Consider the following 22,805-nt stretch of genomic DNA (forward strand, 5'->3'; position numbering starts at 1 on the left):
TGATATGAGCCTTATTTTACTTTAATTGCTTATAACCTTTGGCACTACGAAATACCCATGCTCAGGTTTTGTATTGGACAATATCTCTTTTTTAATGTTTTGAGAATTTATAACATCATCGCGTACATGAATGTCCTTGTCTATGCTGCCATAACGCATAGGAGAAACACCTTCAGTATTAACTTGCAATAAAGTATCATGTATCCAATCCAGCATTGTCAGTTCTTTGGAGTAGTGATCAATCTCGTCATTTGATAACTTAATCCTTACAAGCTGTGCAATTTTAAGCATTTCTTCTTTGGTAATTGTTATTTTTCTCTTATTTGCAAATTCTATTAGTGAAGTAATAACGTCTTCTGTTGACTTAGCTGGCATCTTTACCTCCTTGGATAAAGTGAGTTAAAATATCTACGACCGAAACAACTTCTATTTTACCAGTTTTTTCAAATTTGTGAAGTATGGTATCCGTAATCACTAATTTATCTAAAGAAGAGGAAGAAATTTTCTCAACTGCACTTCCTGAAAGCACGCCATGTGTGATGCATGAAATTACGGACTTTGCTCCGTGGCCTTTTAAAGCAAGAGCTGCATTACACAATGTTCCACCAGAGTCAACTATATCATCAACAATGACACAATTTTTATTTGCAACTTCTCCTATTATGTTCATTACTTGAGATGTGCCTGCTTTCTCCCTATATTTATCTACTACAATAATCTTATCATTTAACCCTATCTTGTACTTTTCCTCTAAAGTCTTTGCAAAAGCACGTGCTCTGCCAATTGCTCCAACATCAGGTGCAACAATTGCCAAATTTTCTGTGTGTATAGAGTCAACAAATGCTTCAAAGCAGTTCAAATTAGTTATCGGTACATCAAAGAATCCTTCAATTTGACTTGAGTGCAAATCAATAACTGCAACGCTACTTGCACCTGCAGTTTGAATAAGATTTGCAACTAATTTGGCACTTAAAGCAGACTGCACATTATTGTTCTTGATAATTCTATCTTGCCTGCTATATCCATAATAAGGGATAATTACTACTATCCTTTTGGCTCCTAATCTATTTACTGCATCAATTATAAGCAGAAGCTCCATAAGATTATCATTCACAGGGGGAGAAAGAGATTGTATTATATATACTTCTTGATTATATAGATCATTTGCTACTTCTACATTTACCTCACCATCGGTAAACTTTGATATCCAAGCAGAGGATGGTTGAACATCTAGCCGGTTAACTACTGATTCCCCTAATTCCTTACTAGCATTACCTATTATTATCTTCATAACGCACTAATTGAGTTTTTAAGATTATACAGAAATTGTGAAATAATTGAAATGTAAGTGTCTTTATCTAGCATTCTTGTCGGTGAATTAGATACCTCTTGTACAATGACCTGTCATTTTCACGCGTTGTTTCAATATATAGACCCAAATTGAAACAACTATACAAAATCCTGCTTATGTTTCAAGATAAATGACTTTAATGAAATATAATTTATCTAGTCATTTGTATCTGCTAACATACTACACTTCCCATTGTAGAGCCTCTGCAACTTACTGAAATTTATAATCGCTTTATAAAAAGCTTTATACTCTTTGCTTAATTGGAGGCGCTACCTCTGCACTTTCTGCTCTGTCTAGGGTGCTACTTGGTTTTTCTGCAGTAATTTTTTGAATGCTACCATCTACCTTATTCTTGATATCTGCTCCATATGATCTTAATACTTCAATAGCTTTCTCGTTTCCACTATTCAGCGCAATATCCAAAGCATCCATTCCATCATTATTTTTGTGGTTGATAAAATTCTCTAACTCAAAGATTTTTATATATTGCTCAATGATGAATTCTACCACTTTTCCAGGGCAATTATTAGCGGCAGGAAAGAGTACTGCATTGTTATTATTGTCTTTCTTTGTTACATCTGCTTTGAGCTTGTCTATCAAATACTTGATAATTTCTATTCTGCTATCATCTTCTGCTTCAGTGCACTGCCTAGCAGCTAAAAACAGAGCTGTTCGCCCATTATTGTCCACATCTTCAATATCTTGTCCCTTATCAATTAAGGCTTGTATTATATTTTTGTTCCCATATAAAGCAGCAAAGTGAAGAGGAGTATACCCTTCGGTACTTTCTCTTTCATTAATCAATGCACCATGGCTAGCTAGTAATTCTATAAATTCTGGCGTATTTGCAAAAACTGCAAAGTGCATTGGTGTTAGATCATCTTTACCATGATTTTGAGTTTTTGCATTAACGTTTGCTCCATTTTTTATCAGCAATTTTGCTATTTCTAATTGTTTGCGTCCGATGGCAATATGCAGTGGCGTACGATTGCGTTCATAATGATCATTGACGTTTGTGCCACATTTTATTAGTAGTTCTGCAGCTTCAATATTACCTTCCTGAATTGCAACGTATAAGGAAGCATATCCATCTTTTGTTTCCTCTGTCATACGAAATTGCAAACATGTTAGTTCATATATTATTAAGGATTATTATTAAGTTTTTATTAATACAATATTAATGTAGCGGGATGACGAGCTTATCGTCATCCCGCCGCGAACCGTCATACCACTGCGAACCGTCATACCGCCGCGGTATCTCTAGATCCCGCTAACAAGCAGCGGGATGACGGTTTTTCAAATTATCGTAAGTCAGTTTAGCTATAGCTACAAGTTTCATTCTTCCCTTACAAATAACTTTACTGCGTCCTTTTTTCGGATTCAGAATTAGCAAGAAACGTTCTTGTAAGGTGGTCTACTAAAATTTTGCTTTATAAAACAATGTCTGAACTATGCAATTAGAGGTTGTCCGGAAACTAGTAAATTCAAGCATATTCCCTCTTTAACATAACCCTACTCATAGCTAGGTATATGAAATTCTCAGTGGATGTTGTGAGTAAATCATACTCCTTCGATAGCCTTCTATTCCTATTAACCCAAGCAAAAGTCCTTTCTACAACCCATCTTCTTGGCTGTACTTTAAACCCTTGTTCTCTTGTTGGTAGTAGCTCAGGTGGCGTATCTTTGTGCACCCAAAATCTACATGGAGGCCTTTTAACAATTTCAATATCTATGTCATATTCTTCCTTTATGTGATTCTTTAAATTTCTTCCTTGGTATCCCATGTCAGCCCACATTTTTTTAACTTTAGTATATTTTGTTCTCATATTGTTTAATGCTATTTTAATACCATCTCTATCATTTTCGTTAGCAGCGCCTACGTAACAACCTAGTATAAAACCCTGAGTGTCTGTAATTATATGCCTTTTTCTACCCTTTACTTTTTTACTTCCATCATAGCCTTTGATCCCCCCTTTTCTGTAGTCTTTACAGATTGACTATCTACTATACAGGCACTCGGCTGCTCATTCCTTCCTATTTTTCTTCTACTATATTTTGTAATTTCATAATTCATTTTCTCAAAAATTCCCTGCTTCTTCCATTGCCTGAACTGCTCATACACAGTCTTCCATAGCGGAAAATCATTTGGTAAATACCGCCATTGACACCCTGTACGCAATACATAGAAAATTGCTTCTAATATTTCTCTTTTGCTATACTTTGGCGGCCTTCCTCCTTTCTTGTATGATACTCTGAAGTGTTTTTCTATTCTTGCCCATTCCCTTTCGCTTAGATCTGTTGGATACTTTTTTCTCATCTTTACCCCGTACTAAAATTTCAGATATTATAGCCTTTTACTTGTTTCCGGACAACCTCTTAATACATTATCAACACAACTGATTCATAAAAGCAAATATTATAACCACGAAGAGAGAAAATGTTATGCTTAGTTTAATAAGAAAGACCTTGAGAAAAAAAATGACTCATCAGGTAAACGATTCGAAATTGAAAGAGAAAGATGAAAAAAGTATTTTAAAATTAGCATCAAAAATAGAAGGCAAAAAAAGTAGCATTGCTGAAGAACTAGAAAAAATATCTGAAAAGGAAAAACAAAGGATTCTTACTACGGAAGTAAGTAAACATCGGGGTAAAGAATCAACTATTATATCACTTGCTTATGCTATACTACGTAAAGATAGTATAGCTGTTGAGAAAATGTTAAGAGTAGCTAAAGAAAACGGTATTCTGAAAGACATTCTTGACGCAACAACAACTATAAAATATCCAGGTGGTCAGGAAGAAACTTGCACACCACTTACTTATGCCATATTATGTAAAAATAGCAAAACTATTGAAGAAACTTTAAAAGTCTCTAAAGAAAACGGTATTCTGAAAGATATTCTTAACGCAACAACAACTATAAAATATCCAGATGGTCGGAGAGCAACTGTTACACCACTTGCTTATGCTATACTATATGAAGATAGTATAGCTATTGAAGAAATTTTAAAAGTCTCTAAGGAGAACGGTATTCTGAAAGATATTCTTAACACAACAGCAACTATAAGATATCCAGATAACAAGGAAGTGACTTACGCGCCACTTGCTTATGCTATGTTCTGGAAGGATAGCAAAGCTATTAAAGAAATTCTAGTAGCAGCTGAAGAGAACAGTATTCTGAAAGATATTCTTAACACAACAACAACCATGAAATATCTAGACCGGGAAGTGACTTACACACCACTTGCTTATGTTATACTACGTAGAGATAGTATAGCTGTTGAGAAAGTGTTAAGAGTAGCTAAAGAAAACGGTATTCTGAGAGATATTCTTGACACAACAATAACTATAAAACATTTAGATAGCCGGGAAGTGACTTACACACCACTTGCTCATGCTATGTTCTGGGAGGATGGCAAAATTATTAAAGAAATTCTAGTAGCAGCTGAAGAGAACAGTATTCTGAAAGATATTCTTGACGCAACAACAACTATAAAATATCTAGATGGTCAAGAAGAAATTTACACACCGCTTACTTACGCCATATCATGTAAAAATAGCAAAACTATTGAAGAAATTTTAAAAGTCTCTAAAGAAAACGATATTCTGAAAGACATTCTTAACACAACAATAACCATAAAACATAAAAATAATCAAAAAGTAACTGATAAGTTACTTGCCGCATTACATGATCGCAAAGTTATTCAAAAAATTTTAGACATAGCTAGAGAAAATGATATTCTGAAAGACATTCTTAATGCAACAATAACTATAAAATATCCAGATAGTGAAGAAAAAATCTACACACCACTTACTTATACAATATCATGTAAAAGCAACGAAGCTTTTAATACAACAAGAGCTATAAATCAAGATGGTCAGGAAAAAACTCACATCCCATTTCCTACCCTTGATAAAAGAGAAACTGAATTAAAATTAAAAGAAAAAAGACAAAGTAGAAGAGATGAGGGATTAAATTTTAACAATGGTAGTAGTGACAAAAATGTTGAAATAAAAGTTAATGGGGATATCTTGTTGCAGCATAGTAGTGGAATTGAAAATGAAATAAATCATACTGCTGTACGTAATGATGTAAGGGGGGTAAAGCCTCTAATAGAAAGTAGAGTAAATGTTAAAGTACAGAATATAAATGCAGTGATTGCAACTTCTGTGACATTTAAAATGATTGCAACTTCTGTGACACTTGAGTTGGTAGCTAGTAAAATAACATGTGTACTGTCAAAACCCACCACTAAATTGGAAGAAGTAGCTATAACATATTTTCAAGGTTTAGCACTATATTTGTGAAACTTAATTTATATGTGCTAAACAAGATGCTGATTAGTTTTATAGCTAACCCAAGAAAGGTTTCCCTACGTCATACCGCCGCGGTATCTCTAGATCCCGCTGCGGTATGACGATTGTCGTTTAGCCATAAATATTTAAGAAATTTACCAAATAAAAAAAAAGGCAAAAGAAGCCCTGGGGTTATTATCTGCTTTAAAATATTGGCGTTTTTTATGTTTTAAACGCTTGACAAGCAAGATTTAGCTGCTTTTAATTGCAACTAACCTATGCTGCAAATGTTTAAGAAATTTACCAAGCAGAAAAAAAGACAAAGAATCCCCGAATTAGCTAGTCTTTTACTATCTCTGTCGAGTATTGGCATTTTTTGATGTCTTGTAACGCTTTATAAGCGCGTTCAGCTTATTTAGATAAAAATCTAGATGTAGATGAAGTTTTGTAAAGACATACAGTATCTATATACTGCAAAAAATTGAACATAAGACGCCGATACATTAAGTAATCCTTACCTTTTAATCTGCAGATTGGCGAAAGCAAATACAATAGCTTCAGTTTCATGATAAGGGGGCTGGCGGAGTTTGTCAAGGAAGTTTTTCGTTTCTGTGAACCACCTGCTAACCGACAGCTAACATTAACTACCGATATCGTATCTGAAGAAGCCCCCTGGCCATTCTAAAAAATTTAATGCTGAGTACACCTTACTTTTGGCTTCCTCTATAGTGCTCCCTTCTGCTACTATATTTAGCACTCTTCCGCCATCGGAAACTAAGTTACCACTTTCATCGAATTTAGTACCAGCATGAAACACCAACACACCAGGAATGCTTTCAATCTTATCTAATCCTTTAATTACTTCTCCCTTTTGATAATCACCCGGATAGCCTTTACTTGCAACAACTACACAAACTGTAGATTTGTTGTTAAGTTCCACCATTTTGACATTTAACTTTCCTTCTGCAACTGACAACATCAATTTTAACAAATCGCAATTTGAATCAAATCTAGGTAATATAGATTGCGTTTCTGGATCACCGAATCTAACGTTATACTCGAGAAGTTTTGGGCTATCTTTGCAAATCATTAAACCAGCAAAGAGTACTCCTTTATAAGACGTACCCATGTTAACCAATGCTTGAGCTGTAGGGTATATTATTTTTTGGATAATTTTTTGCTCCATGTCCTTACTTATAATTGAAGGTGATGAGTACGACCCCATACCTCCAGTATTTTGGCTTTCATTACTTTCATCAACTCTCTTATAATCTTTTGCACACCCAAGAGTTACTACTTTCAACCCATCAATAAGAGCAAAAAAACTTACTTCTTCTCCAACTAAAAACTCTTCTATGATTATTTCTTCACCTGATTCACCAAATTTTTTCTCCACTAGCATTGAATTTATTGCTGAAAAAGCTTCGCTTTCTGTATTACATATAACCACCCCTTTTCCTGCTGCAATTCCATTTGCTTTCACTACAAGTGGAAACTTTATTTTATTGCTACGTACAAAATCTTTAGCTAACCCTTCATCAACAAAACACTCGTACTTGGCAGTTGGTATACCATATCGCTTACATAGTCCCTTGGTGAAAGACTTCGATCCCTCAAGTTTTGCAGTTGCTTGACTTGGAGCAAAAACATTTATTCCCTCTGCAACTAAATCATCAGCAAGCCCATCAATTATTGGTTGTTCTGGACCAATAACAACCAACTCTATATTTTCTCTCTTGCAAAATTGTGTAACATCCACTGAATTTTGAATATTTACATCCACAAGAGCCCCAAGATCTTTCATAGCTTGGCGACCAGGAGTTACATATAACTCAGTCAAGATAGGAGATTTTTTTAGAGCCCAAAGTAGAGCGTGCTCACGCCCACCAGAACCTATAACCAGAACCTTCATCTTTATTTCCTCGCTTTTCTATATGTCAAAATTATTATTTGCTTATAACAGTATCATTACTCATGTATTTTTGCAACACGTTTGGTATTGCAATCGACCCGTCAGAATTTTGATAATTCTCCATTATGGCAATAATCGTTCTTCCTATAGCTAAAGCTGAGCCGTTTAAAGTGTGAATATATTTTTTCATCTTTTTATCAGTTTCTGAAGAGTATTTAGCGTTCATCCTTCTTGCTTGAAATGCACCACAATTTGAGCAGCTTGATATTTCTCTATATTTATTTTGCCCAGGTAACCATACCTCTATGTCATAAGTCCTTTGTGCAGCAAAACCCATATCGCCACTGCAAAGCAGCATTACTCTGTATGGCAATTCTAATTTTTTTAATATCTCTTCAGCAACACTCGTCATACGCTCAAGCTCATCATTTGATTGGTCTTCAGTTGTGATGCTTACCAACTCCACTTTACCAAATTGGTGTTGCCTTATCATGCCCCTGGTATCGCGACCTGCACTACCTGCTTCTTTACGAAAGCACTCCGAATATGCAGTAAAGCGAATAGGCAGTTCTTTTTCTTCCATTATTTTGTCAGCAACTAAATTTGTTAAAAACACTTCACTTGTGGGAATCAACCTCAATTCGTCGGTAGTTAAATACGAATCGTCAGAAAATTTCGGTAGCTGACCAACATTATACATAGCTTCGTTTTTCACCAAAGCCGGGTGGTACACCTCAGTATAGCCAAATTCATTAACATGCATTTCAAGCATACAATTTATTAGCGCTCGTCCAAGCTTAGCTAACTGTCCTTTTAATATCGTAAATCTTGATCCGGAAATTCTCGCCGCTTGTTCGAAGTCCATTAAACCTAATTTTTCTCCGAGTTCATAATGAGATTCTGGTACAAAATCAAACTGTCTTTTTCCTCCATATCTTCTCACCTCTAAATTAGAGTTCTCATCTGCGCCTATTGGCAGATCTTGCGCAGGAATATTCGGCAAGTTAGATAAAACATTCACTAACTTATCCTTTTCTGCTTGTTCTTTTAAGCTGATTGCCTCTATCTCATTTGTGATGCTTTTTGACAACTCTATTTGCTCTTCACAGGGGCTCTTGCTCATTTTAAGCTTTTTTATTTCCTCTGTGATTTCATTGCGCTGCCTATTCAAATCCTGCAGTTTAGTGGTTAATGATCTTTTCTCGTGATCGATTTCTAATATCTCTTCCGCAGTAGATTCTCTAATTCCCCTGCTTTTCATTGCCTTTTCAAATCCTTCAGGGTTTTTGCGTATATATTCTATATCGTGCATATATTGTGCTATTACTAACATTGTTACTGTACTCCAAAAGCTCTTAATATTCAATATATTCTCATACTACTAAAATTATTATGGTTGATTTTTTTGTTAGAATTTGTTTAAATTTAATTAACTTAGCGTTCATAGGGTGTAGTATGTTGGGCATTACAAAAAATAATCAGAAAGAGAGCACTTACTTTGCTGGTGAGGAATTCGTTATCTACGCTACTTGTGTATGCCTAGCAGCCACATTCGCTGCTGGCTGTTTAGGGGCGGTATAGGATCCCCTCTATTGACCTTTCCACTTGCTATGCTCATCTCTAACCCCGTAGTTTGGGTTTTAATGGGAACAATTCTTACAGTAGCATACAAAATGGTTGTTGAACCTTTATTTTACTTAGCGAAGGGTTATATTAATGGAAAAAGAGCAAGTCAAGGTGAGCAAAAAACTCCAGATGAGGATAGTGGTATTTTTCCTGGACCAGATAATGAAGATGGGTCAACTGTTTCAGAGAACAGTAGTCGCAGAAGTTCTATTGCTTCAAAAGATAGTGGTTTGGGTGGTAAAGAGTTTCATGAAAATTTGGACACTCTTGTGCATCAGACAAACAGAGGAAATTATGCTTACTGGTTATGTGATGATGACATTACACATATTGCAAGAGTTGTGTATGGGTACTCACAAAGTGAACATAGTAATAATAATGTCTATTTTCTTGCTCCTAGCTATTCTAATGGTTGGGACGAACTCACAAAAGAATTTCTTCAGAATTATAGAGGTGAATTAAAACAAAATTCTAAATTGATATTTACTTCGGTTCTTCATATTAACAACAATCATTGGGTAACTTTGGTTATTAAACCTGATGCAGGTGATAAAAAATTTAGAGCTTATTACTGTGGCTCATTTGGTAATCAATTGCCAGATAATGTGCTAAATATTGTTAAAAGAGAACTGCAAAAAGAGGAATGGGTATTAGACATAAGAATTTCCCCAACTAAGCAGCAAAGTGACGGGTATAACTGTGGAATATTTGCGTTAGAAAATGCTCATAAAATTACACAAATGCTTAACGAAGACAAATCATTTGACGAAATTGACAAAAAGTTATCAGAATATAAATTTGATTTGAATGAGAAAAGAGAAGAATTTACAAGAGCGCTTATGGAAGATGAGAAATGTAAGGAAGATCTAAGAAATCGTAAGCGTCCGCCAAGGACGAAAACATCTCAGTCTTCTATTTCAAGGGAGAATGCAAGTTTGTGTTGCATTATGTAATCAATGAAAAATTACCATTGACCTTATGCCCCTCCAAATAGGAAATTTGACAATTGATTCTCCAGTTATTTTAGCTCCAATGTCTGGAGTGACTGATTATCCGTTTAGAAGTATTGTGAAGAAACTTGGTGCAAGTTTGTTAGTTTCAGAGATGATCGCAAGCAGAGCTATGATTATGCAAACTCGCCAGAGTTTGCAAAAAGCAAAAGTCGATGCATTAACTGCTGTGCAGCTTGCTGGGTGTGAGCCAGATGTTATGGCGGAGGCTGCAAAATTAAACGAGGACATGGGAGCAAAAATTATAGACATAAACTTTGGTTGCCCTGTTAAAAAAGTTGTAAACGGTTATGCAGGATCAGCGCTAATGCGTGATGAGAAAAAAGCCGCTGAGATAATTGAAGTTGTGGTCAAAGCAGTGAATATGCCAGTTACGGTGAAAATGCGCACTGGATGGAACGATGAAAATCGCAATGCCCCGAGACTTGCGAAAATTGCCGAAGACTTAGGAGCAAAAATGATCACTGTGCATGGAAGAACAAGAGCGCAGCTTTATAATGGTCAAGCAGATTGGAAATTCGTTAGAAATGTTAAAGAGCAAGTGAAAATTCCAGTTATAGTAAATGGCGATATTAAAAATTTAAATGATATTCAGAATGCTCTCAAAGAATCTGGAGCAGACGGAGTGATGATAGGTCGTGGTGCCTACGGTAAACCTTGGCTGATTAATCAAGCAATGAACTTTCTCAGTGGAAGTGAAACTTCTGAGCCAACAGCTTCAGAGAGATTAAGCATCATACTCGAGCATTACGACAATATTCTTGAGTACTATGGAAATGACACAGGAATAAAGATGGCCCGCAAACACATAGGTTGGTACAGTAGCGGGCTTCAAGGCTCATCTGAATTTCGTGTGAGAGTAAATAACATGACAGATAGCACAGAAGTGAAAGAAAATATTATTGGCTTTTTTGGTCAAGAGACACACTAGCTGTACTCAATTCGACTGATCGTATGCCACTACGCTCTCTTCCTCACCAGAGTGTAAATGACAACCATTATCCATCAACCATTCCTCGTCATAAGTTTCAATATCAAAATATTTTTCATATTTATCCACATTATCACAAAGTGAAAGTGCTCTGATCTTATTCATAATCAAACCTGTACCAGCAGGAATTAATCTTCCTACTATAACATTTTCTTTTAATCCACTTAAAGGATCACTCTTCCCGCAGAATGCTGCTTCTGTAAGTACTTTTGTTGTCTCTTGGAAAGAGGCAGCAGAAATAAAGGAGCTAGTTTCAAGACTTGCCCTAGTAATCCCCTGCAGAATAGGAAGATAATGAGTAGGCCGTTTGCCAGAGTTACTCATAGCATCATTTTCCCTATCAACTTCCAGCTTGTCAATGCTTTCGCCAACCAAGTACATAGTATCACCAGGATCAGTAATTTCCACTTTTTGTAGCATTTGTTTTAAGATCACCTCTAAATGCTTATTGTCTATACGAACACCCTGCAATCTATAAACTTGCTGTATTTCAGAAATCATATAGTGCGCTAAAGCTTCTAACCCAAGCACACGTAAAATATCATGGAGATCAGGGTCACCATCCATCAATAGATCACCTTTACGTACAAAATCACCTTCATTGACTATTACATGCTTACTTCTTGATACCAAATATTCAACTGGAGAAATTTGTTCATCTACAGGTTTAATTAATATACTGCGTTTTCCTCTACGGTCTTTTTCAGAAAACGCTACATAGCCATCTATCTCACTAACAATAGCATGCTCTTTAGGACGACGTGCTTCAAATAACTCTATAACCCTCGGTAAACCACCAGTAATATCACGAGTTTTAACTGACTCTCTTGGTGTTCTTGTAATAACATCACCTGCATGAACCTTCTGGCCATCTTGTACATTGAGCACTGCACCGATTGGTATAAAATAACATGCTTCAACGCCACTTGCGAGTGTCATTACTTTACCATTATCGTCAAGCAGCACAATACGAGGACGTAAATTAGCTCCACCAGAATGCAATTTCCAGTCTTTTACTACTTTGCTTGATATTCCTGTAGATTCATCCATCACTTCAGTGATCGAAATTCCATCTTTTAAGTCCTGATAAGACACTGTACCAGTCTTCTCCGTGATAATAGGCAATGTATAAGGATCCCATTCCGCAACTTTATCGCCAATTTTTACTGACCCACTCTCATCTACATAAAGCTTAGCGCCGTAAGGTACACTGTGCTTCAACTTCTCACTACCAAGGCTATCAATCAACACGACTTCACAGGAACGGCTTATCACAATTTTATTTCCGTTTCTATCTATAATTATATTACTATTGTTTAACTTTATTTTAGCATTAATAGAAGCTATAATATTCGAGGATTCAACGCCTCTAGTCATTACTCCACCTATATGAAAAGTACGCATCGTTAACTGAGTACCTGGCTCTCCAACAGATTGAGCAGCTATAACACCAACTGCTTCACCTATTGAAACAATTTTACCAGTTGCAAGGTCTCTTCCATAACATAAAGAACATACACCAGGACTTATTTCACAAGTTAAAGGCGATCTAATTTTTACAACATCAAGACCTGCAATGCTGATTTGCTTTACTTTATCCTCATCAATTAATTCCCCTGCTTTTACTAATAATTCTTTTGTCACTGGGTTATATATATCATTTCCAGCTGTTCTACCCAGCACAACACTCTCTAGAGATGCAACTATAGTACTTCCTTCAACTGTAGCTCTCACAACAAGACCATTTTTTGTTTTACAGTCATGCTTTGTAACTATGCAATTTTGAGATACATCAACTAAACGACGAGTTAAGTATCCAGAGTTTGCAGTTTTAAGTGCAGTGTCAGCTAAACCTTTACGCGCACCGTGAGTAGAATTAAAGTATTCAAATACGTTCAATCCTTCACGGAAATTAGAAATTATAGGTGTTTCTATAATCTCACCAGAAGGTTTGGTCATGAGCCCTCGCATTCCTGCTAGCTGTTTCATCTGTGAAGTAGAACCCCTTGCACCAGAGTTAACCATCATATACACTGAGTTGTACTTACTATTTCCATCATATATAGATATTGCTTTTAACATATCATTAGCTATCATATCCGTACACTTAGACCATTCATCTATAACCTTGTTATACCTCTCACTTCTAGTTATTAGCCCATCTTGATATTGCATAGAGAATTTCTTAATTTCACCCCTCGCGTGATCAACATGTGTAGCTTTAGTTTCAGGTATAACCATATCACAACGACCAAAAGAGACACCAGAAAATGTGGCATACTCAAAGCCAAGTACCATTAATTTATCAGAAAATGCCACTGTAGCACTTTGACCACAGTTACGATATACCAAATCAACTATACCAGTTATTTCCTTGACTGTTAATATCTGATTTATTAGATCGAAGCCTAGATTCTCATGCTTAGGAAAAATTTGCCATAATATTAAACGGCCAGGAGTTGTACAAACAGTTTTATAGTGAGTTTCACCGCTGCTATTAATATACTCCATCCTATACTTTATACTAGAATGAATATGTAAAGTACCATCACTCAAGGAATGCTCAACTTCACAAAAAGCACCAAAAGATGGTAAATTATCTTCCTTAGGTTCTTGTAAAGTCAGATAATATATACCAAGTACTATATCTTTACTAGGAACTATAATCGGTCTGCCATTAGAAGGACTTAAAACGTTATTAGTGGACATCATCAACACCCTAGCTTCAAGCTGAGCTTCCAATGAAATTGGCACATGCACTGCCATTTGATCACCATCAAAATCAGCATTAAACGCCGTGCAGACAAGCGGATGAAGCTGTATTGCTTTGCCTTCAATAAGGATTGGCTCAAAAGCCTGAATACCAAGTCTATGTAGCGTAGGCGCTCTATTCAACAAAACAGGATGCTCTTTTATTACCTCTTCAAGCATATCCCAAACTTCTGGTTTTTCTGCTCTTATCAACTTACTAGCAAACTTAATAGTTGGAGCCATACCATACATCTTAAGCTTTGAGTAAACAAAAGGTTTGAATAGTTCAAGAGCCATTCTTTTTGGTAATCCACACTGATTTAGTTTCAAAGTTGGACCAACAACTATTACAGAACGTCCAGAGTAGTCTACCCTTTTTCCTAAGAGGTTCTGGCGAAAACGACCCTGTTTTCCTTTTAACATATCACTAATGGACTTTTTATATCCAACAGCACCAGCTTTATTTACCAAAGTATTACGACGACTATTATCAAAAAGAGAATCAACTGCTTCTTGTAACATCCTTTTTTCATTACGAATCATAATCTCAGGAGGATTTAAGCTCAACAATTTTCTCAACCTGTTATTTCTATTAATAATAGTCCTATAATGATGATTCAGATCAGAAACTGCAGGACGACCACTCTCAAGCGATACCAAAGGACGCAAATCAGGTGGTAAAATAGGTATAGTTGTAAGTATCATCCACTCAGGCCTATTTCCAGATTTAATGAAGTTTTCAACAATACGCAATCTCTTTATAATTTTCTTTCTTCTTATCTCAGAAGCAACAGATTCTAATTCTAGTCTTAAATCCTTCCTAATTTCATGTAAATCAAGGCGCGTTAGCAACTCTCTTATAGCTTCAACACCTTGCATAGCTACAAAACTATCGATCCCATAGCTATCTTTAGCTTCATTATAAGCTTTTTCACTAATAATCTCACCTTTTTCAAAAGGCGAAACAAGAGGATCTATTACGATATAATTATCGCTATATAAAATATTCTCAATATCTCTGAGAGACATATCCAATAATGCTCCAATTCTTGAAGGAAGCGATTTCAAAAACCATATATGAGCAACAGGAGATGCAAGCTCTATATGACCCATCCTTTCTCTTCTTACTTTAGAAGATGTAACTTCTACTCCGCATTTTTCGCATATGCGACCTCTGTGTCTTCTTTTTTTGTATTTTCCACATAAACATTCATCGTCATTGACAGGGCCAAAAACCTTAGGGCAAAATAATCCACCTTTCTCAACTTTGAACGTACGATAATTTGCAGTTGAAACATCTTCTATCTCACCACAAGATATACGCTTAATACTTTCAGGGCTAGCAATCGATATGCTAACCTCATTAAAAGGTTGTGCAATGTTAGTGTGAGATATATCTTCAATCACTACATCATTTTGCTTTAAATCTACATTTAAACATAAAGAACGTAGTTCTTTTATCATCACATTAAAGGATTCAGGAATTCCACATTCAAAATTACTGTCACCTTTTATTATCGATTCATAAATCTTAACTCTACCATTAATATCATCAGACTTCACAGTTAACATTTCCTGCAAAGTATAAGCAGCACCATAGGCTTGTAATGCCCAACATTCCATTTCACCAAAACGCTGACCACCAAAATGAGATTTTCCTCCAAGAGGTTGTTGAGTAACCAAACTATAAGGCCCTACTGAACGCGCATGAATTTTACCATCAACCAAGTGGTGCAACTTAAGCATGTACATGTAACCAACTGTAACCTTGCGGTCGAATTTTTCACCACTGCAACCGTCATATAATACAGCTTGTCCAGAGTTATCTAAACCAGCAAGTTCAAATAATTTTGCTATTTGTTCATCTTTTGGACCCTCAAATACAGGTGCAGCAACAGGAACGCCATCACGTAATTTGCGTGCAAATTCAATGAGATTATTATCACTAATATTACGAATATCATTACAGATAGATACGTTACTGCCATAGCTATAAACCTCAATCAGGAAGTTACGTAAATTGCTGTATGAACTTTTACAAGAGTTCAAATAGTTCTCTACTAACTCATTCAACTCGTCATTTAGTGCATTCTTATTAGGTGTATTTAAAACAGAAGCCGTTATTTCATCATCATCAATATTTTCAATTTTTTTATTATCAAGGTATGCTACTGCAAATTGTGTAAAATTATCATCGTTAAGGGACCTAATTCCCTTGCAAAAAGCACTTTTGATCTTATTGATCTCATCGAGAATATTACTTACCTTTTCCCCTAATTTTCTACAAGCCCAACCTACATGCGTTTCCAGTATTTGCCCTACATTCATTCGTGAAGGAACACCAAGAGGGTTAAGAATAATATCAACAGGAGTACCATCTTCCAAATAAGGCATATCTTCCACTGGCACAACTCGAGAAATCACACCTTTATTTCCATGTCTACCAGCCATTTTATCCCCTGGTTGCAGACTATGTTTCACAGCAATGAAAACTTTTACTGACATCGACACACCTTGAGGCAGGTTATAACCTTCATGTAATTTTTCTACTTTTCGCTTAAACTGTGCTATTGCATGTGATACTTTTTCATCAAAATCTTTTTTTAAGCTCTTAACTTGCTCAGAAATGGATTGGTTTTTTAATCCTATACCCCACCATTGCTCACGTTCAATAGAGTCAAATTTTTCTCGATCTTGAGAACCAGAATTAATAAGAAGTTTCTTCAGTTCATCATAGAAATATTCACTAGTAACATTGATTATATAATCTCGCTCTTCCTCAAAGTCATTTATCTCTTTTTGTTTGATGAGTAATGCCCTTTCATTTTCTTCAACCCCCCTGCGTGTAAAGACTTGTACATCAATTACTGTCCCTTCAACATCTGGAGATGTATATAAAGAGGAATCCGCACAATCGAATGACTTTTCACCAAAAATTGTCATTAATAACTTCGTTTCAGGAGGCAATGAAAGAGAAGGTTTAGGTGTAACTTTACCTACCAGAATATAGCCTGGACCAACTCTTGTACCAATTTTCACTATACCACTATCATCCAAGTGATATAGATTTTCTTCATTAACACCAGGTATAGCACGAGTTATTTTTTCTGATCCTAAAGGGGTATCATGTACAACACAGTCAAATTCTTCTATATGAATAGAAGTAAAGAGATCTTTTTTAACAACTTCACTAGAAATAATAATAGAGTCTTCAAAATTATAACCTTGCCAAGACATAAAAGCGACTAGCAAATTTTTACCAAGCGCCAACTCACCACTGTTAATTGCAGGACCATCAGCTATTACATCACCCTTTTTAACATAATCACCTACGCACACTAGCGGTCTTTGATTAATACAAGTATTATGGTTAGAACGCTGAAATTTCCTTAGATGATAAATATCTACGTCCAAGTAGTTAACCCTTTCTTTATCAAAAGCACGTATAACTATAGAGTTACTATCAGAACTATCAACTATGCCATCGCGTTTTGCTAAAACTACAGCACCAGAGCCAGAAGCTACAAAAGACTCCATACCAGTAGCAACCAGAGGAGCGGTAGGCTTCAATAAAGGTACGGCCTGACGTTGCATATTTGAGCCCATTAATGCTCTATTAGCATCATCATTTTCTAAAAATGGAATCAAGGAAGCTGCAACTGATATTACCTGCTTAGGAGATACGTCAATGTAACTAACTTGGTCGCTACTTACCATGACGAAGCTACCAGCATACCTACAGTATAGCATGTCATCAACAAAGCAATTATTTTCATCAAGCTTTACGCTAGTGTCAGCTATATGATGTGAGCCTTCGTCTATAGCAGAAAGATACTCAATTTGATCAGTAACAACCCTATTGACTACTTTTCTATAAGGGCTTTCAATGAAACCATATTTATTAATACGCGCGTATATAGCTAAGCTGTTGATTAACCCTATATTTTGCCCTTCAGGAGTCTCAATAGGGCAAATTCTTCCATAATGAGTTGGATGAACATCACGCACCTCAAATCCTGCCCGTTCTCTTGTTAAACCGCCAGGACCTAACGCGGATAACCTTCTTTTATGTGTTATTTCAGATAACGGATTAGTCTGATCCATAAATTGAGATAATTGAGAAGAATTGAAGAAATCTCTTAAGACATTAGTTAACACTTTTGGATTAATAAAATCAGATGGAGAAACTTTATCTAAACTAGAAGTGGACATAGAATCAACTATTGCGCGTTCCAATTTCAACAACCCAGTTCTAAATTGATTTTCTATAAACTCTCCAACTGATCTTACTCTTCTGTTTCCTAAATGATCAATATCACCTACAGATCCTTGACCGTCACGTAACAATACTATTTTTTTCACAATTTCAATAATATCTTCATGCGTTAAAACAGTTAAATCCTCATCATAATTTAATCCAAGGTAAGAGTTAAGCTTCAACCTACCAATGTTAGACAAATCATAATATTCCGGACTGAAGAAAAGATTACGGAAAAACTCTTCTACTATCTCTAAAACAGGAACTTCACCAGGACGCAAAACTCTATATATTTCATATAGTGCATCCTGATAAGACATGTTTTCATCTAAGAAAAGCGTATTTAATATATAAGGTCCAACAAACAAATTATCTATGTTCAACACTGATATTTCATCTACAGATAATAACTCAAGCTTCTTTATGTCTTCCAGCTTTATAGATTCACCAGCAGATAAAATTTTCGTAGAGCTAGCACTATCCATTAAATCTTCTGCGAGGAATAAACCACATATAGAATTAAACGGAACCAGATACTCTTTCAATTCATTATCATATAGCTTTTTAGCTAGTCTTGAGGTAATACGAACGTTAGCTTTAAGCAGCACATTACCTTCAATATCCATTAAGTCGAAAGGCAGCCTCACTCCTTTAAATTTATCAGGAACAAAAGGCACTTTCCAACCATCTTTATGTTTTACATACTTTATTTTCTCATAAAATCTATCGAGTATATCATTATTTGATAGACCCAACGCCTTTAATAAAACTGAAATTGGCAATTTTCTTTTTCTATCAACACGAAAATACAAATGGTCTTTAACATCAAATTCAATATCAAGCCAAGAACCCCTATAAGGAATAATTCTAGCAGAATAGATCAATTTACCAGAATTGTAAGTTTTTCCCTTATCGCTATCAAAAAATACACCAGGAGACCTATGCATTTGTGAGACGATAACTTTTTCCACACCATTAATGATGAAAGTGCCCTTATCAGTCATCATAGGCAACCCACAAAAGTGGACTTTCTGCTCTTCTATAGATTTTACAACGGTTGCAAGTTTAGAATGATCTCCACTCTCTTTAATCGATTTATATTCATCAAGAGAAATACCATCCTGCATAACAACAAGACGTATAGAAGCAATAACCTGAGCAGAAAAAGTTACACCACGCTTTATACACTCAGATTCATCATACTTAGGATCATCTACCCTACAACTTATAAACTCAATAGTAGCCCTACGCAAAGGATCATTTATTGGAAAGATTGTATGAAAGATAACTTCAAGTCTTTCATTACCCTTATTCTTAGGAGTAAAAGAATCATATGATTCTTTTTGAACCTTAACCAAATCCAATAAAGAATCTTTTAAATCAATCGACCTAGAATAAGAAACTCTAGGAACAAAAGCACCAGAAGCGTACATATAAGAAGAATCAACCATTAAAATACCCCAAACTAATTAAAAGAGCTATATCAATATAAAATTAATACATTAAATATTATTCAAGCTCCACTTTAGTTGCTCCTGCTTCAATAAGTTTTTGCTTGATTTTTTCTGCTTCGTCTTTAGGAACATTAGCAGTCAAATCTTTAGGTAAAGATTCAACCAACTCTTTTGCTTCTTTTAAACCCAATGTAGAATTAACCTCTCTCACAGCTTTAATAACTCCTATTTTTTTACTCGCATCAATTTCTTTAATCACAACTTTATACTCAGCTTTTTCTTGAGCAGCAGGAGCAGCAGCATTATCACCAATAGGCGCCCCAGCACCAACAGCTCCACCAAGAAAAGAACCAGCAGGCAACCCTATTTTCTCTTCTAAAACTTTTACAAGTTCAGAAGCCTCTAATAGGTTTAAAGATAATATTTTATCAACCAAATCACTTGTTACATTACTCATAATTACCACCTTACTTAACAACAAATTTATTTTTTAGAACTATAATAATCCAAAACTCTCATAAGCCTCATAGAAGATGAATTAATAGACAACGCTAACCGAGCAGGAATATCATAAGATATTAAACGCATAATTTTAACACGCAATTCATCCAGAGAAGGCAACTTAGCCAGTTTATTAACATCTTCCACTGTTAACAATTCATTTAAATGAGCTGCGCAAATCACAGACATTTTTTCTTTGTTAGCATTAGTAAAATCAACTATTAATTTTGCAGCTTCTACTATGCCACTAGAGTATATAATAGCAACAGGACCGGAAAATTTGCCTGATAAACAAGAGAATTTACCAGTCCTTTCCAAAGCCAAGCGCGCTAGAGTGTTTTTAACTACTAATACCCCACCTGCTATAGACTTCAGACTATTCCTCAGAGTTAATGAATCATTAGCATTTATAGATTTAAAATTTACTAATATCAAGAAATCATTATTTACAAATACGTTTATTGTGCTCTGTATAAATTCATCCTTATCTTTACGCTTCACGGTATCACTCCCTTAAATTATATCTTCCACTTTGCCTATCTTATAAGCTTTACCCATAGTTGAATTTAAAAAAACACCCTTAAAGTAAATTCCTTTCGCAGAAATAGGTTTATTATCTTTAATTACTTTAAGAAAGGCTTTTAAATTTTCTAGCAAGTCATCAATATCAAATTTAATATTTCCTAATTTACCATGAATAACACCATTTTTATCTGTTCTAAATTTTACCTGACCAGACTTAATGGTTTTAATAGCTTCTGCAATGTTAGAAGTCACAGTACCAAATTTAGGGTTAGGCATCAGCCCTTTAGCACCCAATACTTTTGCAATAGGAGTGATTTTTGCCATAAAATCAGGAGTAGTAATGCACCAATCAACATCTAACTTTCTACCTTTTTTTATTTCTTCAACTAAATCCTCTCCTCCTGCAATATCAGCACCAGCTTTTTCAGCTTCTAATAAATGTTTATCTTGAGCGAAAACAGCTACTTTAATATTCTTCCCGATACCTTTAGGCAAAACTACTGTACCACGCACCTGCTCTTCAGATTTACGTGAATCTACGCCTAAATTGACCGCAATATCAACTGATTCATTAAATTTTGCTGAAGCAGACTCAACAATCTTCTTCAAACACTGCTTAGGATTATCATTATATGTATTCATTTACCTAACCTTCCACAACTTCTATACCCATAGATTTTGCAGTGCCTACAACCATTTTCACTGCTGAATCTTCATTATCCACTTTCATATCAACCATCTTGCACTTTGCTACTTTAATTATAGCAGACATAGGTAATTTAGCCACTAATTCTTTACCAGGATTACCAGAACTTTTACTTAATTTAGCCTCCTGCTTAAGTAAATAAGCCACAGGCGGACCGCTGACAGTAAAATCATGAGAGCGATCATCCTTTATGGAAATTCGCACTGTTACTAAATCGCCTACTTTATAATTAGCGTTAGCAGCACTAGTAACTTTATTAAAAGCTTCACAAAACTTAGGAACAGGTATACCACGTGGACCAAGTACTGAAGCAATTTTCGGTCCTGGAACTGCTTTCCCAGCTTCCATAAGTAAGTTAATCTTAGCAACTATAACACTCATAATTAATCCTCTATTTTCTCTACTTGAGCCAGATCAAGCTCTATTATTGTCGGCTTACCTAAAATCGATACTTCCACATTAATAATTTTTTTCTCATCGTTTACCATATTTACCTTACCAGTAAAATTTTGAAAAAGACCATCATTAATTTTCACTTTTTCACCTTTTTCATAACCATAACCTAACTTCTTTGTCTCTTGAGCATTATAAAGTGCATTACACATTGAGTGAATCTCATCATCCAAAATCACCTTTGGAATATTACCGTTTTTCAAAAATCCATAAACCTTAAGAGATTTTGGTATATTATTGATAAAATTCAATACTTCATCGCATAAATTCACGTATAAAAAGACATAACCAGGAAAGCATTTCCTTCGTGTAGCAATTTTCTTAGATTTCAACTCTACTTCACTTAGCTCTTCATATGGAATAAAAACTTCCTTAAAGTAATCATTAACACCCAATCTCATAGAATTTTCCAATATATGTTGGCGCACTTTCTCTTCACAATTGGAAGCAACTCTCAAGATATACCATTTATATCTATTAAATTCTTTACACTTTAAACTTATCTCATCATCTGAAATCATCTCAAAATCACCAGATTCGCCACTGCAGAATCCAGGCGTTTGATTCAAAATATTTTTGCTTTCATCACACAGATGCATATATACATACACTTCACATAATTCTTTTATATCAGACTTTGAATTACATACCGTTTGATAAGGAATAAACACTTCCTTAAAATAAACAGCATTACTTACCAATTCGCGTATGTTTTGCTCATATCCATAATCAACTTTAATGATATACCATTTATATTCACATTCCATAAATAATTCCAAATAAAGCCTTAATTACGTAAAGAGACATAAAATCCACAAAACAGAAGAAAATCGAAAAGCATAATATAACAATCATTACAACAAATAGAGATGACAACACCTCCTGTTTCTTTACCCAAGCAATTCTTCGTATTTCTTGCTTTATATCACAGAAAAAACCACACAAACTTTTTAACATTTCCACCACAACAT

The 22,805-nt window shown here is 35.2% G+C and carries 16 protein-coding genes; 3 read left to right on the forward strand and 13 right to left on the reverse strand.

The window, feature by feature from the left end:
• Nucleotides 1–21: 21 nt before the first annotated feature.
• From gatC to ACQH2O_RS01780, 4 genes are all read right to left on the reverse strand, one after another.
• On the reverse strand, nt 22–375 hold the full coding sequence (gatC, locus tag ACQH2O_RS01765; protein WP_010962323.1) for an Asp-tRNA(Asn)/Glu-tRNA(Gln) amidotransferase subunit GatC: 354 nt from the start codon (nt 373–375) through the stop codon (nt 22–24).
• Entirely contained in the window at nt 365–1,291 is a 927-nt protein-coding gene (locus tag ACQH2O_RS01770; protein ID WP_010962322.1) for a ribose-phosphate diphosphokinase, read from the reverse strand. Before ACQH2O_RS01770 ends, gatC begins: the two co-directional genes overlap by 11 nt.
• A gap of 303 nt (nt 1,292–1,594) precedes the next feature.
• The gene (locus ACQH2O_RS01775) at nt 1,595–2,461 is read right to left on the reverse strand and encodes an ankyrin repeat domain-containing protein (RefSeq protein WP_006280296.1); all 867 of its coding nucleotides are present in this window, start codon (nt 2,459–2,461) and stop codon (nt 1,595–1,597) included.
• 374 nt (nt 2,462–2,835) lie between these two features.
• Nucleotides 2,836–3,668 (reverse strand): IS5-like element ISWpi1 family transposase gene (locus ACQH2O_RS01780; protein ID WP_094189578.1). Its coding sequence is split into 2 segments (ribosomal slippage): nt 2,836–3,299 and nt 3,299–3,668, totalling 834 coding nucleotides; the frame shifts between segments, so codons are not numbered across the junction.
• A 125-nt stretch (nt 3,669–3,793) separates the two neighbouring features.
• Between ACQH2O_RS01780 and ACQH2O_RS01785 the strand changes: the two genes are divergently transcribed.
• The gene (locus ACQH2O_RS01785; RefSeq protein ID WP_425385238.1) at nt 3,794–5,659 is read left to right on the forward strand and encodes a WD_0033/WD_0034 family tandem repeat-containing protein; all 1,866 of its coding nucleotides are present in this window, start codon (nt 3,794–3,796) and stop codon (nt 5,657–5,659) included.
• Between the two features lie 628 nt (nt 5,660–6,287).
• On the opposite strand, the gene purD is transcribed toward ACQH2O_RS01785, so the two are convergent.
• Nucleotides 6,288–7,559, reverse strand: a complete 1,272-nt coding sequence (purD, locus tag ACQH2O_RS01790; protein WP_138264878.1) for a phosphoribosylamine--glycine ligase — start codon at nt 7,557–7,559, stop codon at nt 6,288–6,290.
• A 34-nt stretch (nt 7,560–7,593) separates the two neighbouring features.
• Nucleotides 7,594–8,871 carry a serine--tRNA ligase gene (gene serS / locus ACQH2O_RS01795; protein WP_425385239.1) on the reverse strand — a complete coding sequence of 426 codons (1,278 nt, stop codon included), beginning with the start codon at nt 8,869–8,871 and terminating at the stop codon, nt 7,594–7,596.
• Between the two features lie 331 nt (nt 8,872–9,202).
• On the opposite strand from serS, the gene ACQH2O_RS01800 reads away from it, so the two are divergent.
• Complete coding sequence (locus ACQH2O_RS01800) at nt 9,203–10,138, forward strand: Ulp1 family isopeptidase (protein ID WP_425385240.1); 936 nt, start codon at nt 9,203–9,205, stop codon at nt 10,136–10,138.
• A 25-nt stretch (nt 10,139–10,163) separates the two neighbouring features.
• A complete protein-coding gene (gene dusB / locus ACQH2O_RS01805) occupies nt 10,164–11,126 on the forward strand; it encodes a tRNA dihydrouridine synthase DusB (RefSeq protein ID WP_425385241.1) in 963 nt (320 codons plus the stop codon).
• Nucleotides 11,127–11,132: 6 nt separating this feature from the next.
• Here dusB and ACQH2O_RS01810 read toward each other — a convergent pair whose 3' ends face one another.
• Genes ACQH2O_RS01810 through secE form a run of 7 tightly spaced genes read right to left on the reverse strand, consistent with a single transcriptional unit; the run spans nt 11,133 to nt 22,791 of the window.
• Complete coding sequence (locus ACQH2O_RS01810) at nt 11,133–19,646, reverse strand: DNA-directed RNA polymerase subunit beta/beta' (protein ID WP_425385242.1); 8,514 nt, start codon at nt 19,644–19,646, stop codon at nt 11,133–11,135.
• Nucleotides 19,647–19,704: 58 nt separating this feature from the next.
• The gene (gene rplL, locus ACQH2O_RS01815; RefSeq protein WP_007551887.1) at nt 19,705–20,106 is read right to left on the reverse strand and encodes a 50S ribosomal protein L7/L12; all 402 of its coding nucleotides are present in this window, start codon (nt 20,104–20,106) and stop codon (nt 19,705–19,707) included.
• Nucleotides 20,107–20,132: 26 nt separating this feature from the next.
• Nucleotides 20,133–20,651 carry a 50S ribosomal protein L10 gene (gene rplJ / locus ACQH2O_RS01820; protein ID WP_425385243.1) on the reverse strand — a complete coding sequence of 173 codons (519 nt, stop codon included), beginning with the start codon at nt 20,649–20,651 and terminating at the stop codon, nt 20,133–20,135.
• Nucleotides 20,652–20,663: 12 nt separating this feature from the next.
• Nucleotides 20,664–21,317, reverse strand: a complete 654-nt coding sequence (rplA, locus tag ACQH2O_RS01825) for a 50S ribosomal protein L1 (protein WP_065094732.1) — start codon at nt 21,315–21,317, stop codon at nt 20,664–20,666.
• 4 nt (nt 21,318–21,321) lie between these two features.
• On the reverse strand, nt 21,322–21,762 hold the full coding sequence (locus tag ACQH2O_RS01830) for a 50S ribosomal protein L11 (protein ID WP_006279541.1): 441 nt from the start codon (nt 21,760–21,762) through the stop codon (nt 21,322–21,324).
• Between the two features lie 2 nt (nt 21,763–21,764).
• Nucleotides 21,765–22,601, reverse strand: a complete 837-nt coding sequence (gene nusG / locus ACQH2O_RS01835; protein ID WP_070356705.1) for a transcription termination/antitermination protein NusG — start codon at nt 22,599–22,601, stop codon at nt 21,765–21,767.
• Entirely contained in the window at nt 22,591–22,791 is a 201-nt protein-coding gene (secE, locus tag ACQH2O_RS01840; protein WP_022626186.1) for a preprotein translocase subunit SecE, read from the reverse strand. Before secE ends, nusG begins: the two co-directional genes overlap by 11 nt.
• Between the last annotated feature and the right edge of the window lie 14 nt (nt 22,792–22,805).

Source organism: Wolbachia endosymbiont (group B) of Schoenobius gigantella (genome assembly GCF_964031005.1).
In the GTDB taxonomy this organism is placed as follows: domain Bacteria; phylum Pseudomonadota; class Alphaproteobacteria; order Rickettsiales; family Anaplasmataceae; genus Wolbachia; species Wolbachia pipientis.

Coding starts and splice junctions, on each gene's coding strand:
- gatC (WP_010962323.1), bottom strand. CDS start 375: ATGCCAGCTAAGTCAACAGAAGACGTTATTACTTCACTAATAGAATTT.
- ACQH2O_RS01770 (WP_010962322.1), bottom strand. CDS start 1,291: ATGAAGATAATAATAGGTAATGCTAGTAAGGAATTAGGGGAATCAGTA.
- ACQH2O_RS01775 (WP_006280296.1), bottom strand. CDS start 2,461: ATGACAGAGGAAACAAAAGATGGATATGCTTCCTTATACGTTGCAATT.
- ACQH2O_RS01785 (WP_425385238.1), top strand. CDS start 3,794: ATGCTTAGTTTAATAAGAAAGACCTTGAGAAAAAAAATGACTCATCAG.
- purD (WP_138264878.1), bottom strand. CDS start 7,559: ATGAAGGTTCTGGTTATAGGTTCTGGTGGGCGTGAGCACGCTCTACTT.
- serS (WP_425385239.1), bottom strand. CDS start 8,871: ATGCACGATATAGAATATATACGCAAAAACCCTGAAGGATTTGAAAAG.
- ACQH2O_RS01800 (WP_425385240.1), top strand. CDS start 9,203: ATGGGAACAATTCTTACAGTAGCATACAAAATGGTTGTTGAACCTTTA.
- dusB (WP_425385241.1), top strand. CDS start 10,164: ATGCCCCTCCAAATAGGAAATTTGACAATTGATTCTCCAGTTATTTTA.
- ACQH2O_RS01810 (WP_425385242.1), bottom strand. CDS start 19,646: ATGGTTGATTCTTCTTATATGTACGCTTCTGGTGCTTTTGTTCCTAGA.
- rplL (WP_007551887.1), bottom strand. CDS start 20,106: ATGAGTAATGTAACAAGTGATTTGGTTGATAAAATATTATCTTTAAAC.
- rplA (WP_065094732.1), bottom strand. CDS start 21,317: ATGAATACATATAATGATAATCCTAAGCAGTGTTTGAAGAAGATTGTT.
- ACQH2O_RS01830 (WP_006279541.1), bottom strand. CDS start 21,762: ATGAGTGTTATAGTTGCTAAGATTAACTTACTTATGGAAGCTGGGAAA.
- nusG (WP_070356705.1), bottom strand. CDS start 22,601: ATGGAATGTGAATATAAATGGTATATCATTAAAGTTGATTATGGATAT.
- secE (WP_022626186.1), bottom strand. CDS start 22,791: ATGTTAAAAAGTTTGTGTGGTTTTTTCTGTGATATAAAGCAAGAAATA.